Below are 16,894 nucleotides of genomic sequence, written 5' to 3' on the forward strand. Positions count from 1 at the left end.
AAGTGGCGCATGCTCTTAAGAGAGGACCATCATCGGCTGAAAGTGGTCTGAGCCTAGGCAAAACTGAAATGCACCTTTGAGCATAAAGCTGAACGAGAGTAGGCTTTATCGAGTCATCCCCGTTAATGGATGTCCAAAGTGGAAGACCTTTTGTCTTCAATCAGAGTGGAACCACGCAAATCGAGCGTCTCTGTCATTCCTTTTAGGAGTGATAGAGGCGCTTTTTTTATTCAACAGAAAAGGAGAGTGAAATACAATGGGTATTCAAATTTTTAACTCATTAACACGACAAAAGGAAACCTTTGTACCGCTAGAAGAGGGCAAGGTAAAAATGTATGTCTGCGGTCCTACGGTTTATAACTATATCCATATTGGGAATTCACGTCCTGTAATTGTTTATGATACAGTACGTCGTTATTTTCAGTATAAAGGCTATGATGTAAAGTTTGTTTCCAATTTTACGGATGTAGACGATAAAATTATTAAAGCAGCAAATGAGCTTGGTGAAGAAGTACACGAATTAACAGAGCGTTTTATTGCAGCCTATTTTGAAGATGTTACAGCACTGGGATGCAAAAAGGCAGATGTTCATCCACGTGTGACAGAGCATATGGACGATATCATTCAATTTATTCAAGTGCTAATTGAAAAGGGCTACGCTTATGAGTCTGCAGGAGATGTGTATTACCGTACTCGTAAATTTGATGGCTACGGTAAATTATCACACCAATCAGTTGACGATTTAAAAATCGGTGCTCGTATTGAAGCGGGCGAGAAAAAAGATGATGCGCTAGATTTTGCTTTATGGAAAGCTGCTAAGCCAGGTGAGATATTCTGGGAAAGCCCATGGGGAGATGGCCGTCCAGGGTGGCATATTGAGTGTTCTGTAATGGCTCGTGAACATTTAGGAGATACTATTGATATTCATGCTGGTGGGCAGGATTTAACTTTCCCTCACCACGAAAATGAAATTGCTCAATCAGAGGCACACAATGATAAAACATTTGCGCGTTATTGGATGCATAACGGGTATATTAATATTGATAATGAAAAGATGTCCAAATCTCTTGGGAATTTTATTCTTGTGAATGATATCCGTAAACAAATTGACCCGCAGATATTGCGTTTCTTCATGCTATCTGTCCATTATCGTCATCCAATTAACTTTGCGAAGGACCTAGTAGAAGCTGCTGCGTCAGGTTTAGAGCGCATTCGTACAGCATACAACAATGTGAAGCATCGCCTTACGACTACTGTAAGCTTAGGTGATCATTCAGAAGAATGGCTGAACAAAATTGCGGAACAGAAAGCGCATTTTGAAGAGGCAATGGATGATGATTTTAATACAGCCAACGCTATTTCTGTATTATTTGAAGTAGCTCGTATTGCTAATATTTACTTAAATGAAGCCAATACTTGCAAGAAGGTATTAGAAACCTTTATTGAAACCTTTGAAGTACTAGGTGACGTCTTAGGTATTGAATTTGCAAAAGAAGAAGAACTATTAGACGAAGAAATTGAAGCATTACTACAAGAGCGCGTCGAGGCACGTAAAAATCGTGATTTTGCTCGCTCTGATGAGATCCGTGACCATTTGCAAGCCCAAGGTATCATTTTAGAAGATACACGACAAGGAACTAGATGGAAACGAGGGTAATTAAGTTGGATAAACTTCGCAATGAAGATGTTAAACAATTAAAAGCGCTGGCGTTAGCCTATATGGGTGATGCCGTATTGGAACAAAAGGTCCGAGAATATTTGCTACGCTCTGGTCGTGTTAAACCAAACACACTACATCGAGAGGCAACTCGCTACGTCTCAGCAAAAGCGCAATCGATGATCGTTCATCGCATGATGGATGAAAATTATTTAACAGAGGAGGAATTGGCTGTGTTCCGCCGTGGACGCAATGCCAAATCCGGCTCTGTACCAAAAAATACGGATGTCCAAACCTATCGTAATAGCTCAGGCTTTGAGGCGGTGCTTGGTAGTTTATATTTATTGAATGAACTAGAACGCGTCTACGAAATCATTGCATATGCTATTCAAATAATCGAGGAATCAAAAGGAGTGTCTAAATAATGGCAGAACAGAATGGTGAAATTATTGCCGGTAAAAACCCAGTGTTAGAAGCACTTCGTTCAGGCCGCGAGATGAATAAAGTATGGATTGCAGAAGGAGTAAAAAAATCTGGCGTCAATGAACTGCTAGATTTAGCCCGTGAACGTGGTGTCATAGTTCAATTTGTCCCAAAAAAGAAAGTTGATCAATTATCAAGTGCTAATCATCAAGGTATCGTTGCTTCTGTTGCCGCTTATAAGTATGCTGAAATAGAAGATTTATTTGCAGCCGCAGCTAATAAACAGGAAGATCCTTTTTTCTTAATCTTAGATGAGTTAGAGGATCCTCATAATCTAGGGTCTATTATGAGAACGGCTGATGCTATAGGAGCACATGGTATTATTATTCCTAAGCGCCGATCAGTGAGTCTAACAGCAGTAGTGGCAAAGGCATCTACAGGAGCGATTGAACACGTTCCAGTTGTACGTGTAAACAATCTTGCTCAAACTATAGATGAATTAAAAGAACGCGGTGTATGGATTGCAGGGACAGATGCAAAGGGATCTGCAGATTATCGAAAAATGGATGCAACATTACCATTAGCCATCATTATCGGTAGTGAGGGCAAAGGGATGGGGCGTTTATTAAAAGAAAAATGCGATTTTTTATATCACTTACCGATGGTTGGGCATGTCACATCACTGAACGCATCAGTAGCAGCGGCTTTATTAATGTACGAAGTGTATCGTAAACGTCAAGAAGCGATTGAATAACAATGAAAAACATTTTGCTTGTTGATGGCTATAATATGATTGGATCTTGGAAAGAGCTGCGGCCATTGCGTGATACGAATTTTGAGGATGCGCGAAGAAGGTTGATAGAACTCATGGCTGAATATAAAGCAGCAATGGGTTGGCGCGTAATTATTGTTTTTGACGCCCATCTTGTACCAGGAGTAGAGCAATCTTATATAGAAAATGATGTAGAAGTCATTTATACACGAAAAAATGAAACAGCAGATGAACGTATTGAAAAAATGACACATGAATTAAAGGCTAGAAATGTACAAATTCATGTAGCAACTTCAGATATGGCAGAGCAAAGTGTTATATTTGGGAATGGTGCCTTAAGGAAATCGGCTAGAGAGCTAGAAATTGATACAAGTATTATTCAACATAAAATTACTCATGATGTGAAGCGGAAGCAAGAAAGTAAGCCGCCTTCTCGTATAGAATTAAAGCCAGATGTTGCGCTCGCCTTTGAAAAATGGCGACGAGGCTTGAAATGATTGATTGACGCATATTTTCCAATTCCGTTATACTGTTTCTAATTATCTGTTGTGGCTGAGGTGATACCATGTTTAAAAATAGCATTGTACAAGTGACACAAGATTTTGAACGATTCAATGATGAAGAGCTTATTGAAATGGTGCATCAAGGTAATACAGATGCGTTGGATTATTTAATTACAAAATACCGTTTGTTAGTAAGAGCGAAGGCAAGATCCTATTTTTTAATCGGAGCAGATAAGGAAGACATTGTACAAGAGGGCATGATAGGCTTATATAAAGCGATTCGTGATTTTAAAGGAGATAAGCTTGCATCATTCAGAGCTTTTGCAGAGTTATGTATTACAAGACAGATTATCACAGCTATTAAAACAGCAACTAGGCAAAAGCATATACCTCTAAATTCCTATATCTCTTTGGACAAGCCTATATTCGACGAAGAGTCAGACCGAACGCTTATGGATGTACTAACGGGTGCTATTATGGATGATCCAGAAGAATTGATGATTCATAGAGAAGAGTTTGGATATTTAGAAGAAAAGATGAGTGAGATTTTAAGTGAATTAGAGCTACAAGTTTTAGCCTTATATCTAGACGGCCAGTCTTATCATGAAATTTCCGCCAAATTAAATCGTCATGTGAAATCTATCGATAATGCATTGCAGCGGGTAAAACGTAAATTAGAACGTCATTTAGTCCTTGAGGAAATGTCTTAGCCCATTTAGGCCTTTATTGACATTGACAAATATAGGTGTTAGTCTTAAAAAGACAAAGTGCCGAAAAAGGTGATTATATGGCAAAAAAAGTCGTGCTAAATTGTGAGAAATGTGGTTCGAGAAATTACACGTTCCCAGCTAAAGAAGGTTCAACTGTACGTCTCGAATTAAAGAAATTTTGCTCGCATTGCAATGAACATACAATGCATAAACAAACGCTATAAAATGATATGTAAATAGACAGATTTGATTGATTCGGAGGTTAAGCTAGAATGGGCAAGATCAAAAGCTTTTTCAGCGATGTAATGTCAGAAATGCGCAAAACAAGCTGGCCGAAAAGTAAAGAACTGACGAAATATACAGTCGTTGTAATTTCAACTGTTGTCATTATGGCTTTATTTTTTGTGTTAGTTGACTTAGGTATTTCATCATTATTCCGCTGGTACTTAGATTTATAATTTAGTAAATAGCATATTTTTGAAATAGCCCGTCCATTGCAATAACGGGTTTTTTCGTTTGTTTTATCTTCATTCATTCAGCAGAAAACCCCATCTAATGGGATCGGTGGGATGGGTGAAGTGAAGCGCAAAGCAGTAAAATCTCCTCATTATGATAAATACTACTAGGAGAGTATGATAGTAGCGATAGATGACTATGCTAGTTTCGGTATATATCATCGAGCTTTCGCAAGTAATTAGCGAAAGCTATATTTTTCTAATGAGATGTTTGTGAAAAGAGTAAAAATGCATTGAGCGTATCGCGATTCATTTTCACTTTTATTTGTAAGGGAGGGACGGACGAGGAGTCCTAGTAGTTATGGAGAAAAATTGGTATGTTGTTCATACGTATTCAGGGTATGAAAACCGTGTAAAAGCAAACCTAGAGAAACGTGTAGAAACAATGGGAATGCAAGATAAAATCTTCCGTGTGATTGTTCCTGAGCATGAAGAAACAGAAATGAAAGATGGAAAAAAACGTACAATGATGCGTAAAGTTTTCCCTGGTTATGTGTTAGTAGAGTTAATCATGACAGATGATTCTTGGTATGTAGTTCGAAATACGCCTGGTGTTACGGGCTTTATCGGTTCATCTGGTGGAGGAGCAAAACCAACACCGTTATTACCTGAAGAAGCAGATCGTTTACTACAACAAATGGGTATGACTGATAAAGTTGTAGAAGTGGACATTTCTGTTGGTGAAGCAGTAGAAGTATTAGAAGGGCCGTTTGCTCATTTCCAAGGACGTGTTGAAGAAATTGACACAGAAAAAGGTAAAATTAAAGTGACGGTTGATATGTTTGGTCGCGAAACGATTATGGAGCTAGATTTCGAACAAGTTCAAAAATTATAGTTCTAACATTAGAACATTACATGCTAATTGGTAGATGTTTCGCAGATTTTGTTAATTACTACTTGCTTAAAAAAATTAAAAGTGGTATCATTTCATAGGTCAGACTGTCATACTTTTGTTTGACGTCTGTAATGATAATTTTAATGTTATCGGCACTTAGCTGACAGACAGATATTGAGTGGGAGGGGCAACCCAATTACCACATCACGGACTTAAGGAGGTGTGTCTCGTGGCTAAAAAAGTTATTAAAGTTGTTAAACTTCAAATCCCTGCTGGTAAAGCTAACCCAGCTCCACCGGTTGGTCCTGCATTAGGTCAAGCGGGTGTGAACATCATGGGATTCTGTAAAGAATTTAATGCGCGTACTGCTGATCAAGCTGGTCTTATTATCCCAGTTGAAATTTCAGTATTCGAGGATCGTTCTTTCACTTTCATTACAAAAACTCCACCTGCAGCAGTTCTACTTAAAGTAGCAGCTGGTATCCAATCTGGATCTGGTGAACCAAACCGTAAAAAAGTGGCAACGGTTAAACGTGATAAAGTTCGCGAAATCGCTGAAACTAAAATGCCAGACCTTAACGCTGCTTCAGTAGAAGCTGCTATGTTAATGGTTGAAGGTACTGCACGAAGCATGGGTATTGTTATCGAAGACTAATCCCATTTACTTGATGTTTTGTTTTTTGGAAGGTTGCGAAGTTTCTTTGTGAACACGCAACCTTTATTCGTGGGAGGTAAAATCCGCTATAACCACAATCAAGGAGGAAATATATAATGGCTAAAAAAGGTAAAAAACTGCAAGATGCAGCAAAATTAATTGATCGTAACGCACTTTACACTGCACAAGAAGCAATCGAACTTGCTCAAAAAACTAGCACAGTAAACTTCGACGCTACTGTAGAAGTTGCTTTCCGCTTAGGTATTGATACTCGTAAGAACGACCAACAAATCCGTGGTGCAGTAGTACTACCAAACGGTACTGGTAAAACTCAACGCGTATTAGTATTTGCAAAAGGTGAAAAACTTAAAGAAGCTGAAGCAGCTGGTGCTGACTATGTAGGCGATGCAGAATACATCCAAAAAATCCAACAAGGTTGGTTTGACTTCGATGTAATCGTAGCAACTCCTGACATGATGGGTGAAGTTGGTAAACTTGGTCGTGTATTAGGGCCTAAAGGTTTAATGCCAAACCCTAAAACTGGTACAGTTACTTTTGATGTAACAAAAGCTATCGAAGAAATCAAAGCTGGTAAAGTAGAATACCGTGCTGATAAAGCTGGTATTATCCACGCTCCTATCGGTAAAGTTTCTTTCTCAGCAGAAAAATTAGTAGAAAACTTCTTAGCTGTTTTTGATGTAGTTCAAAAAGCAAAACCTGCTGCAGCTAAAGGTACTTACATGAAATCTGTAAATGTTACAACTACAATGGGTCCAGCGGTTAAAATTGACGCTTCTAACGTAGTAGTAAAATAATTTATATATATGTATTGACGATAGTGGCTATACGTGATACTATAGTTGCTGTTGTGAATTATCCATTTGTACCGTAGACAGTAGGAGTGACTTGTCACTTAATGTTCCTACCGAGGACATCGGAATTCAGATTCTTATTTAAAGATGATGACTTTCAGCCTCTGTGTCTATTTGACTCGGAGGCTTTTCTTTTGTCGGTATAAATGACCCATTCTAATAGGAGGTGTCATCGTGAGCAAAGCAATCGAAAACAAACAAGTACAAGTTCAAGAGATTACTGAAAAATTCCAAGGCGCTGCTTCTGTAGTAGTTGTGGATTACCGTGGTCTTAATGTTGCACAAGTAACAGAGCTTCGTAAACAACTTCGTGAAGCTGGCGTTGAGTTCAAAGTTTACAAAAACACTTTAACTCGTCGTGCTGCTGAAGCTGCTGGCCTTGAAGGAATCAACGACGTATTAGTTGGTCCTAACGCAATTGCGTTCTCAAATGAAGATGTTGTAGCGCCTGCTAAAATCATCAACGAGTTCGCTAAGAAAAACGAAGCTTTAGAAATTAAAGCTGGTATTATTGAAGGTACTATTTCTTCTGTTGAAGATGTTAAAGCACTTGCAGAACTTCCATCACGCGAAGGTCTACTTTCTATGCTTTTATCTGTACTTCAAGCTCCAGTGCGTAACTTCGCACTTGCAACAAAAGCTGTTGCAGAACAAAAAGAAGAACAAGGCGCGTAATTTAGTACGCACTAATACTTCTGCGGCCTGATCGCAAAAAATAAAACATTATCCAATTAGGAGGAAATTATAATGAATAAAGAGCAAATCTTAGAAGCTATCAAAGCTATGACAGTTCTTGAATTAAACGATTTAGTAAAAGCTATCGAAGAAGAATTCGGTGTAACAGCTGCTGCTCCAGTAGCAGTAGTTGCTGGTGGTGCTGCTGCAGCTGAAGAAAAAACAGAATTTGACGTAGTATTAGCATCTGCTGGTGCAGAAAAAATCAAAGTAATCAAAGTGGTTCGTGAAATCACTGGTTTAGGTCTTAAAGAAGCTAAAGAAGTAGTAGATAACGCTCCTAAAGCTCTTAAAGAAGGCGTTTCTAAAGATGAAGCTGAAGAAATCAAAGCTAAACTTGAAGAAGTTGGCGCATCTGTAGAAGTTAAGTAATCTCGCGTTACTTTTTAACAAAAGGAAAGCTCGTCATTTTGGCGAGCTTTTTTCTTCATTCTGAGGAGGCGTGAAAATGTCAGATCACTATTATACAAGTAAGCCTCAAACTGAAAGTAAACCACGTCACTGGACATTCAAGTTACTAGGGCATACGTTTTCATTCGAAACGGATGCAGGTGTATTTAGTAAAAGCGAAGTAGATTTTGGATCCCGTGTTTTAATAGACGCTTTTCAAATGCCTGATATTGATGGTGCGATTTTTGATGTAGGTTGTGGATACGGGCCGATAGGGTTATCGATTGCCAAAACTAATCCAGACCGTACCGTTTTTATGATGGATATTAATGAACGTGCAGTTGCGCTTTCGCAAAAAAATGCGCAAGTGAACGGTGTTCAAAATGTGCGAATATTTGTGAGTGACGGCCTATCGATGGTTGATAAAGATGTAGATGCAGCAGCTATCTTAACGAATCCACCAATTCGTGCGGGGAAGGAAACGATTTTCCGCTTTTACGATGGAGCTTACGATCGGCTAGTGTCTTCGGGTGAACTCTGGGTAGTCATTCAGAAGAAACAAGGAGCGCCATCGACAGTAAGTTACTTAGAAGAAAAGTTTTCAGAAGTCGATGTAGTAGAAAAGAAAAAAGGGTACTGGATAGTACGCGCAAAAAAATAAATGAAATATGTATAATTTATTGACTTGACAAATCGGCTATGATAATATGATACAATGCAAAAATATTATTTTGAGGTCGTATGCCCTTTTTGTATAGAATTGTTTTAATATGGGTATACTTGCCAAGATAAGTTTAGTTAACCGAAAATGAGATCTTTTTGAAGACTCGTTTTCTTTTTGTCTTTCGAAATCATACACTATTTGTATGATTTTGCAAAGACCTAATATCGCTTTATTGAGGGGTGAATGAGTTGACAGGTCAACTAGTTCAGTACGGACAACACCGCCAGCGTAGAAGCTTTGCGCGTATTAAAGAGGTGCTTGAGCTTCCAAATCTGATTGAGATTCAAACGGCGTCTTACGAGTGGTTCCTTGAAGAAGGTTTACGTGAAATGTTCCGTGACATTTCGCCGATCGAGGACTTTACAGGTAATCTTTCATTAGAATTCATCGATTATTCATTAGGTGAGCCTAAATATGATGTTGATGAGTGTAAAGAGCGAGATGTTACTTACGCAGCTCCATTACGTGTGAAAGTACGTCTTTACAACAAAGAAACAGACGAAGTGAAAGAACAAGATGTCTTCATGGGTGATTTCCCGTTAATGACAGAAACAGGTACGTTCATTATCAACGGTGCTGAACGTGTTATCGTTTCACAATTAGTTCGTTCACCAAGTGTGTATTTCCATGATAAAACTGATAAAAACGGTAAAAAAGGCTTTGGAGCTACAGTTATTCCAAACCGTGGTGCTTGGTTAGAGTATGAAACTGATGCGAAAGACGTAGTTTATGTGCGAATTGATCGTACTCGTAAGCTACCAGTAACAGTGTTACTACGTGCATTAGGTTTCGGTTCAGATCAAGAAATTATCGATATTATCGGTGATAACGAGTATCTACGTAATACGTTAGAAAAAGATAACTCTGAAAGTACAGAAAAAGCGCTTTTAGAAATCTACGAACGTTTACGTCCAGGTGAGCCACCAACAGTAGAAAGTGCGAAGAGTTTATTATACTCTCGTTTCTTCGATGCTAAACGTTATGATTTAGCGAATGTTGGTCGCTACAAAATGAATAAAAAGCTTCACATTAAAAATCGTTTATTCAACCAAACGATTGCTGAAACGCTTGTAGATCCAGAAACAGGCGAAATTTTAGTAGAAAAAGGTACAGTACTAGATCGTCGTACTTTAGATAAAATTCTACCTTACCTAGAAGATTCATCAAAAGGTATTGGTTACCGCACTTTATCACAAGTCGGTGGAGTGCTTGAAGATGATGTAACCATCCAATCTATTAAGATTTATGCTCCAAAGGATGAAGCTCAAAAAGAAATTAATATCATTGGTAATGCGTACATTGATGAAGAAGTGAAGAATATTACACCTGCTGATGTTTTATCTTCAGTAAGCTATTTCTTTAACTTACTTTACCAAGTAGGTGCAACAGATGATATTGACCATTTAGGTAACCGTCGCCTACGTTCTGTTGGTGAGTTACTACAAAACCAATTCCGTATCGGTTTGTCTCGTATGGAACGTGTAGTACGTGAGCGTATGTCAATTAATGACACAGCTGCGATCGTACCACAACAATTAATCAATATCCGTCCAGTGATTGCGTCCATTAAAGAGTTCTTCGGAAGCTCTCAATTATCACAATTCATGGACCAAACAAACCCATTAGCAGAGTTAACGCATAAACGTCGTCTATCTGCATTAGGTCCTGGTGGTTTAACGCGTGAGCGTGCTGGCTTCGAAGTACGTGACGTTCACTACTCTCACTATGGTCGTATGTGTCCGATCGAAACACCAGAGGGTCCAAACATTGGGTTAATCAACTCATTATCTTCATTTGCCAAAGTAAATAAATTTGGCTTCATTGAAACACCTTATCGTCGTATTGACCACGAAACAGGTCGAGTAACGGAGCAAATTGATTATTTAACAGCTGATGAAGAAGATAACTACTATGTAGCACAAGCAAATTCACCGTTAAATCCAGATGGTACTTTTGTAAATGATGAAGTAGTAGGTCGTTTCCGTGGTGATAACACGGTATTCAATAAAGCGCAAATGGACTACATGGATGTATCTCCTAAACAAGTTGTCTCTGCAGCGACTGCATGTATACCGTTCTTAGAAAACGATGACTCGAACCGTGCACTTATGGGTGCCAACATGCAACGTCAAGCAGTTCCACTACTTAACCCAGAAGCACCATTCGTTGGTACTGGTATGGAACATGTTGATGCGCGTGATTCAGGTGCAGCTGTAGTAGCGAAGTATGATGGTATTGTTGAGCACGTTGAAGCTCGCTCTATCCATGTACGCCGCATTGAAGTTGTAGACGGCAAAGAGGTTAAAGGCGATTTAACAAAATATAAATTACAGAAGTTCATTCGTTCTAACCAAGGTACTTCATATAACCAACGTCCACTTGTAAAAGTAGGCGAACGTGTGAAACCTCGTGACATTTTAGCAGATGGTCCATCAATGGAAAAAGGCGAACTAGCTCTTGGACGTAACGTACTGGTTGCATTCATGACTTGGAACGGCTTTAACTATGAGGATGCTGTTATTATGAGTGAGCGTCTTGTAAAAGACGATGTCTATACATCTGTTCATATCGAAGAATATGAATCAGAATCTCGTGATACAAAGCTTGGACCAGAAGAAATCACTCGTGATATTCCAAACGTCGGAGAAGATGCACTTCGTAACCTAGACGAACGTGGTATTATCCGTATTGGTGCGGAAGTACGTGACGGTGATATTCTTGTTGGGAAAGTAACGCCTAAAGGGGTTACAGAATTAACTGCTGAAGAGCGTTTATTACATGCAATCTTCGGTGAAAAGGCTCGTGAGGTTCGTGATACTTCATTACGTGTACCACACGGTGCTGGCGGTATCATTCTTGATGTTAAAGTATTTAACCGTGAAGATGGCGATGAATTACCACCAGGTGTTAACCAATTAGTTCGTGCTTATATTGTTCAAAAACGTAAAATTCGTGTTGGGGACAAAATGGCCGGACGTCATGGTAACAAAGGGGTTATCTCTCGTATCTTACCAGAAGAAGATATGCCATTCATGCCAGATGGCACGCCTGTTGATATCATGTTAAATCCACTTGGTGTACCTTCCCGTATGAATATCGGACAAGTTTTAGAGTTACACTTAGGTATGGCTTCTCGTTATCTAGGCGTTCACATGGCAACACCAGTATTTGATGGTGCTAATGAAGAAGACGTTTGGGAAACAATGGAAGAAGCTGGGATGAACCGTGACGGTAAAACAATCCTGTATGATGGACGTTCTGGTGAACCATTCGATAACCGTGTATCAGTAGGTATCATGTATATGATCAAACTTGCTCACATGGTTGATGATAAACTTCATGCACGTTCAACTGGTCCTTACTCACTTGTTACGCAACAACCACTTGGTGGTAAAGCGCAATTTGGTGGACAACGTTTTGGTGAAATGGAGGTATGGGCACTTGAAGCTTATGGTGCTGCGTATACACTTCAAGAAATCTTAACGGTTAAATCTGATGACGTTGTTGGTCGTGTGAAAACATATGAAGCCATCGTTAAAGGTGAAAGTGTACCAGAGCCAGGTGTTCCTGAGTCATTCAAAGTATTGATTAAAGAACTTCAATCTCTTGGTATGGATGTTAAGATGTTAACAGTTAATGATGAAGAAGTAGAGCTTCGCGATTTAGACGAAGAAGACGATCTTCAGCCAGCTGATGCACTTAACATTGCACCACAGCCAGATACAGAAGAAGAGCCAGTAGAGTCTTTTGAATAATGGAAAACCAAATTCACAAATGTGAATATGGTCAAACTTATTTTTCAAATTAGCCGGGCAGGATTTAACGCCCTGCCTGGCTTTTTCTTTTAATAAATCATTCTATTTCTAATCCTTTGCCAAAGAGGCAATCTTTGCAAACGATTATCGAGCTGCGTAAAAGAGTCTTTATAAAGACCTATACTAGAGGGAGGTAGGCTCCTTGATAGACGTTAATGAATTTGAATATATGAAAATTGGTTTAGCATCACCTGACAAGATTCGTTCTTGGTCATATGGAGAGGTTAAAAAACCTGAAACAATTAACTACCGTACACTAAAACCAGAAAAAGATGGTTTATTCTGTGAGCGTATTTTTGGTCCAACTAAGGACTGGGAGTGTCACTGTGGGAAATATAAACGTGTACGCTATAAAGGTGTAGTTTGTGATCGTTGTGGCGTTGAAGTAACACGTGCTAAAGTTCGTCGTGAACGTATGGGACATATCGAATTAGCAGCACCAGTTTCTCATATCTGGTACTTCAAAGGTATTCCTAGCCGTATGGGTCTAATTTTAGATATGTCACCTCGTGCTCTTGAAGAAGTTATCTATTTCGCTTCATACGTTGTGATCGATGCAGGTGCTACTAATTTAGAAAGTAAACAATTACTATCTGAAAAAGAGTATCGTGCATACCGTGAAAAATTCGGTAATACATTCGAAGCATCAATGGGTGCAGAAGCAATCAAAAAATTATTAGGTAAAATCGACCTAGAAGATGAAACGCAATCTTTAAAAGAGGAGTTAAAATCTGCTCAAGGTCAAAGACGTACTCGTGCCATTAAACGTCTAGAAGTTGTTGAATCTTTCCGTAACTCAGGAAACTCACCTGAATGGATGATTCTAGATGTACTACCTGTTATTCCACCAGAGCTTCGTCCAATGGTGCAATTAGATGGTGGTCGTTTCGCGACTTCAGATTTAAACGATTTATACCGTCGTGTAATTAATCGTAATAACCGTTTAAAACGTTTATTAGATTTAGGTGCTCCGAGCATCATCGTACAAAATGAAAAACGAATGTTACAAGAAGCTGTTGATGCATTAATCGATAATGGTCGTCGTGGACGTCCTGTAACAGGTCCTGGTAACCGCCCGTTAAAATCACTTTCACATATGTTGAAAGGTAAACAAGGTCGTTTCCGTCAAAATCTACTTGGTAAACGTGTTGACTACTCTGGTCGTTCGGTTATCGTAGTAGGTCCAAACTTAAAAATGTACCAATGTGGCTTACCAAAAGAAATGGCTATCGAATTATTCAAGCCATTCGTTATGAAAGAATTAGTAGAGCGTGGTCTTGCTCATAACATTAAATCTGCTAAACGTAAAATCGAACGTTTAAATAACGACGTATGGGACGTTTTAGAAGATGTTATCCGTGAGCATCCAGTATTACTAAACCGTGCACCAACGCTTCACCGTCTTGGAATTCAAGCATTTGAACCAACACTAGTTGAAGGTCGTGCTATTCGTCTTCACCCATTAGTATGTACAGCCTATAATGCTGACTTCGATGGTGACCAAATGGCGGTTCACGTACCATTATCAGCTGAAGCTCAAGCTGAAGCTCGTCTTCTAATGCTTGCTGCACAAAACATCCTGAATCCAAAAGACGGTAAACCTGTTGTAACACCTTCTCAAGATATGGTATTAGGAAACTACTACTTAACACTTGAACGTGAAGGCGCACGTGGTGAAGGTACTGTTTTCTATGGTCCAAATGAAGTTTTAATTGCCTATGATACAGGTCATGTACACTTGCATACACGTATCGCAATTAAAGCAAGTTCATTAAATAATCCGACATTCACTGAAGAACAAAATAATATGTTCTTATTAACAACTGTCGGTAAAGTAATCTTTAATGAAATCTTACCGGAATCATTCCCTTATATTAATGAGCCAACTGATTTCAACTTAGAGCAAGTAACACCAGAAAAATACTTTGCTAAGTTAACAATTGATGAAGAAACACTTAAAGAGCTTGAATCAGATAGTGCTTATAATAATTTAGATGAAAAAGGGAAAATTGATGCACAACGTACAGCTGTATTGCGTAAATACTTTGCATCAGTACCTGTTGTAAACCCATTCCGTAAGAAATTCTTAGGAAATATCATTGCTGAAGTATTTAAACGTTTCCACATTACGGAAACATCTAAAATGCTTGACCGTATGAAAAACCTAGGTTTCAAATATTCAACACGTGCAGGTATTACTGTAGGTGTATCTGATATCGTGGTATTACCTGATAAAGGTGAAATTTTAGCAGAAGCTCAAGAGAAAGTAGATAAAGTTCAAGCGCAATTCCGTCGTGGTTTCATTACTGAGGATGAGCGTTATGATCGCGTTATTTCAAGCTGGAGTGCTGCAAAAGATGAAATTCAAGCGAAGCTGATGAAGTCACTTGAGAAAACAAACCCAATTTTCATGATGTCTGATTCAGGTGCCCGTGGTAATGCATCTAACTTTACTCAGCTAGCTGGTATGCGTGGTCTGATGGCCAACCCGGCTGGTCGTATTATCGAACTTCCAATCAAATCTTCATTCCGTGAAGGTTTAACAGTATTAGAGTACTTCATCTCAACTCACGGTGCTCGTAAAGGTCTTGCCGATACAGCCCTAAAAACTGCCGATTCAGGTTACTTAACGCGTCGTCTTGTTGACGTTGCACAAGATGTTATCGTTCGTGAAGATGACTGTGGTACTGACCGTGGCTTAACGATTGGTGCACTAATGGAAGGCACAGAGTTAATTGAAGCTCTAGATGAACGTATTGTTGGTCGTCATACGAAGAAAACAATCTTCCACCCTGAAACTGGTGAAGTAATTCTTGCAAAAGACGGTTTAATCGACCAAGATATCGCTCGTGCAATTATTGAGGCTGGTATTGAAGAAGTGACAATCCGTTCAGCATTTACATGTAATACAAAACACGGCGTTTGTAAAAAATGTTACGGCATGAACTTGGCGACAGGTGAGAAGGTTGAAGTTGGGGAAGCAGTTGGTATTATTGCGGCTCAATCAATCGGTGAACCAGGTACACAGTTAACAATGCGTACATTCCATACAGGTGGGGTTGCCGGTGATGATATTACACAAGGTCTTCCACGTATCCAAGAGATCTTTGAAGCACGTAATCCAAAAGGTCAATCTGTTATTTCAGAAATTGCTGGTACGGTTTCAGATATCACAGAAATTCGTGAAGGCTTAAAAGAAATTACAATTCAAGGTGACGTAGAAACTCGTAAGTATCAAGCACCTTATAACGCACGTTTGAAAGTTATCGAAGGTGATAATGTAGAACGTGGTCAAGTTTTAACAGAAGGTTCTATCGATCCAAAACAATTGCTAAAAGTCAAAGACGTTTCAACTGTTCAAGAATATTTATTAAAAGAAGTTCAAAAAGTATACCGTATGCAAGGGGTAGAAATTGGGGATAAACACATTGAGGTAATGGTTCGCCAAATGCTTCGTAAAGTGCGTGTAATTGAAGCTGGAGATACAGAATTACTACCTGGCTCATTACTAGATATCCACCAATTCTCAGAGGCAAACGTAGACGCTGTTATGAATGGCAAAAACCCTGCAACTTGTCGCCCTGTTATCCTTGGTATTACAAAAGCTTCTCTTGAAACAGAATCATTCTTATCTGCAGCATCGTTCCAAGAAACAACACGTGTGTTAACAGATGCAGCAATTAAGGGTAAACGTGACGAACTTCTTGGATTAAAAGAGAACGTAATTATCGGTAAACTTGTTCCTGCAGGTACTGGTATGCAACGTTATCGTCAAATCCGCATCGAAAAAGATGAGCTTGACACAGAAGTCGTTTCTGCTGAATAAACATTAAATTAGGCCGAAGAGATGCATATTTTCATCATCTCTTCGGACTTTTTCAAGATATTAGTTGACAGTGTAAATGAGTAATGATAATATATTGAAGGTTGATAGTTAACTGTCTGTACTTCGGAGGATATGTAAATGTCTTATGATAAAGTAAGGGCTAGTCAAACAATCATAGGTACAAAGCAAGCAGTAAAAGCAATGCGAGCTGGTTCAGTGAAAGAACTTTTTGTGGCACTTGATGCAGACAATTGGGTAACCGATTCGGCCATATCTTTCGCGAGAGAAATCGGTATACCAGTTATTCTTGTTGAGTCCAAAAAGGAACTGGGCAAAGCCTGTGGAATCCATGTTGGAGCTGCGGTAGTTGCGATTACTGTAGAGTAGTTTTTGTGTAGAATGCACAAAGACTTTGTTTTTACCCAAAAAATGAACCACCTGGATGTGTGGTATTAAAAAAAG

General features: G+C 39.1%; 16 protein-coding genes and 2 other annotated features (1 of these 18 only partly in view). All 16 genes read left to right on the forward strand.

The window, feature by feature from the left end; all coding sequences use genetic code 11:
* Window positions 1–195, forward strand: a binding site (T-box leader) (it extends 24 nt beyond the left edge of the window).
* A 61-nt stretch (window positions 196–256) separates the two neighbouring features.
* The 16 genes from cysS (at window position 257) to ACMGGO_RS23520 (ending at window position 16,819) form a co-directional block, all read left to right on the forward strand.
* Complete coding sequence (cysS, locus tag ACMGGO_RS23445; RefSeq protein WP_048395551.1) at window positions 257–1,657, forward strand: cysteine--tRNA ligase; 1,401 nt, start codon at window positions 257–259, stop codon at window positions 1,655–1,657.
* Window positions 1,642–2,082, forward strand: coding sequence for a Mini-ribonuclease 3 (locus tag ACMGGO_RS23450; protein ID WP_175400791.1), 441 nt, complete (start codon window positions 1,642–1,644; stop codon window positions 2,080–2,082). The genes cysS and ACMGGO_RS23450 overlap by 16 nt, the downstream gene beginning before the upstream one ends.
* Entirely contained in the window at window positions 2,082–2,834 is a 753-nt protein-coding gene (gene rlmB / locus ACMGGO_RS23455; RefSeq protein WP_259950969.1) for a 23S rRNA (guanosine(2251)-2'-O)-methyltransferase RlmB, read from the forward strand. The genes ACMGGO_RS23450 and rlmB overlap by 1 nt, the downstream gene beginning before the upstream one ends.
* A 2-nt stretch (window positions 2,835–2,836) precedes the next feature.
* Window positions 2,837–3,349, forward strand: a complete 513-nt coding sequence (locus tag ACMGGO_RS23460; RefSeq protein ID WP_054548958.1) for an NYN domain-containing protein — start codon at window positions 2,837–2,839, stop codon at window positions 3,347–3,349.
* 68 nt (window positions 3,350–3,417) lie between these two features.
* Window positions 3,418–4,065, forward strand: a complete 648-nt coding sequence (sigH, locus tag ACMGGO_RS23465; RefSeq protein ID WP_004233587.1) for an RNA polymerase sporulation sigma factor SigH — start codon at window positions 3,418–3,420, stop codon at window positions 4,063–4,065.
* Window positions 4,066–4,142: 77 nt separating this feature from the next.
* Window positions 4,143–4,289 (forward strand): 50S ribosomal protein L33, encoded by a 147-nt coding sequence (rpmG, locus tag ACMGGO_RS23470; RefSeq protein WP_004233588.1) that lies wholly within the window; start codon window positions 4,143–4,145, stop codon window positions 4,287–4,289.
* A 48-nt stretch (window positions 4,290–4,337) separates the two neighbouring features.
* Window positions 4,338–4,523, forward strand: coding sequence for a preprotein translocase subunit SecE (gene secE / locus ACMGGO_RS23475; RefSeq protein WP_004233589.1), 186 nt, complete (start codon window positions 4,338–4,340; stop codon window positions 4,521–4,523).
* Between the two features lie 358 nt (window positions 4,524–4,881).
* Window positions 4,882–5,415: a transcription termination/antitermination protein NusG gene (gene nusG / locus ACMGGO_RS23480; protein ID WP_048395557.1), complete on the forward strand. Its 534-nt coding sequence runs from the start codon at window positions 4,882–4,884 to the stop codon at window positions 5,413–5,415.
* Window positions 5,416–5,644: 229 nt separating this feature from the next.
* Window positions 5,645–6,070, forward strand: a complete 426-nt coding sequence (rplK, locus tag ACMGGO_RS23485) for a 50S ribosomal protein L11 (protein ID WP_004233593.1) — start codon at window positions 5,645–5,647, stop codon at window positions 6,068–6,070.
* Between the two features lie 116 nt (window positions 6,071–6,186).
* Entirely contained in the window at window positions 6,187–6,885 is a 699-nt protein-coding gene (gene rplA / locus ACMGGO_RS23490; protein ID WP_004233594.1) for a 50S ribosomal protein L1, read from the forward strand.
* A 53-nt stretch (window positions 6,886–6,938) separates the two neighbouring features.
* Window positions 6,939–7,084, forward strand: a sequence feature (ribosomal protein L10 leader region).
* A gap of 32 nt (window positions 7,085–7,116) precedes the next feature.
* Window positions 7,117–7,617 (forward strand): 50S ribosomal protein L10, encoded by a 501-nt coding sequence (rplJ, locus tag ACMGGO_RS23495; protein WP_004233596.1) that lies wholly within the window; start codon window positions 7,117–7,119, stop codon window positions 7,615–7,617.
* A gap of 72 nt (window positions 7,618–7,689) precedes the next feature.
* Window positions 7,690–8,049, forward strand: a complete 360-nt coding sequence (gene rplL / locus ACMGGO_RS23500; protein WP_004233598.1) for a 50S ribosomal protein L7/L12 — start codon at window positions 7,690–7,692, stop codon at window positions 8,047–8,049.
* Between the two features lie 76 nt (window positions 8,050–8,125).
* Complete coding sequence (locus ACMGGO_RS23505; RefSeq protein ID WP_036077767.1) at window positions 8,126–8,728, forward strand: class I SAM-dependent methyltransferase; 603 nt, start codon at window positions 8,126–8,128, stop codon at window positions 8,726–8,728.
* 242 nt (window positions 8,729–8,970) lie between these two features.
* Window positions 8,971–12,546, forward strand: a complete 3,576-nt coding sequence (gene rpoB, locus ACMGGO_RS23510) for a DNA-directed RNA polymerase subunit beta (protein WP_175400790.1) — start codon at window positions 8,971–8,973, stop codon at window positions 12,544–12,546.
* A gap of 202 nt (window positions 12,547–12,748) precedes the next feature.
* Window positions 12,749–16,432, forward strand: coding sequence for a DNA-directed RNA polymerase subunit beta' (gene rpoC, locus ACMGGO_RS23515; protein WP_048395560.1), 3,684 nt, complete (start codon window positions 12,749–12,751; stop codon window positions 16,430–16,432).
* A gap of 138 nt (window positions 16,433–16,570) precedes the next feature.
* Window positions 16,571–16,819 (forward strand): ribosomal L7Ae/L30e/S12e/Gadd45 family protein, encoded by a 249-nt coding sequence (locus ACMGGO_RS23520; RefSeq protein ID WP_004233607.1) that lies wholly within the window; start codon window positions 16,571–16,573, stop codon window positions 16,817–16,819.
* Window positions 16,820–16,894: the final 75 nt, after the last annotated feature.

The organism is Lysinibacillus sp. BNK-21, from assembly GCF_048684915.1.
GTDB lineage: Bacteria > Bacillota > Bacilli > Bacillales_A > Planococcaceae > Lysinibacillus > Lysinibacillus capsici.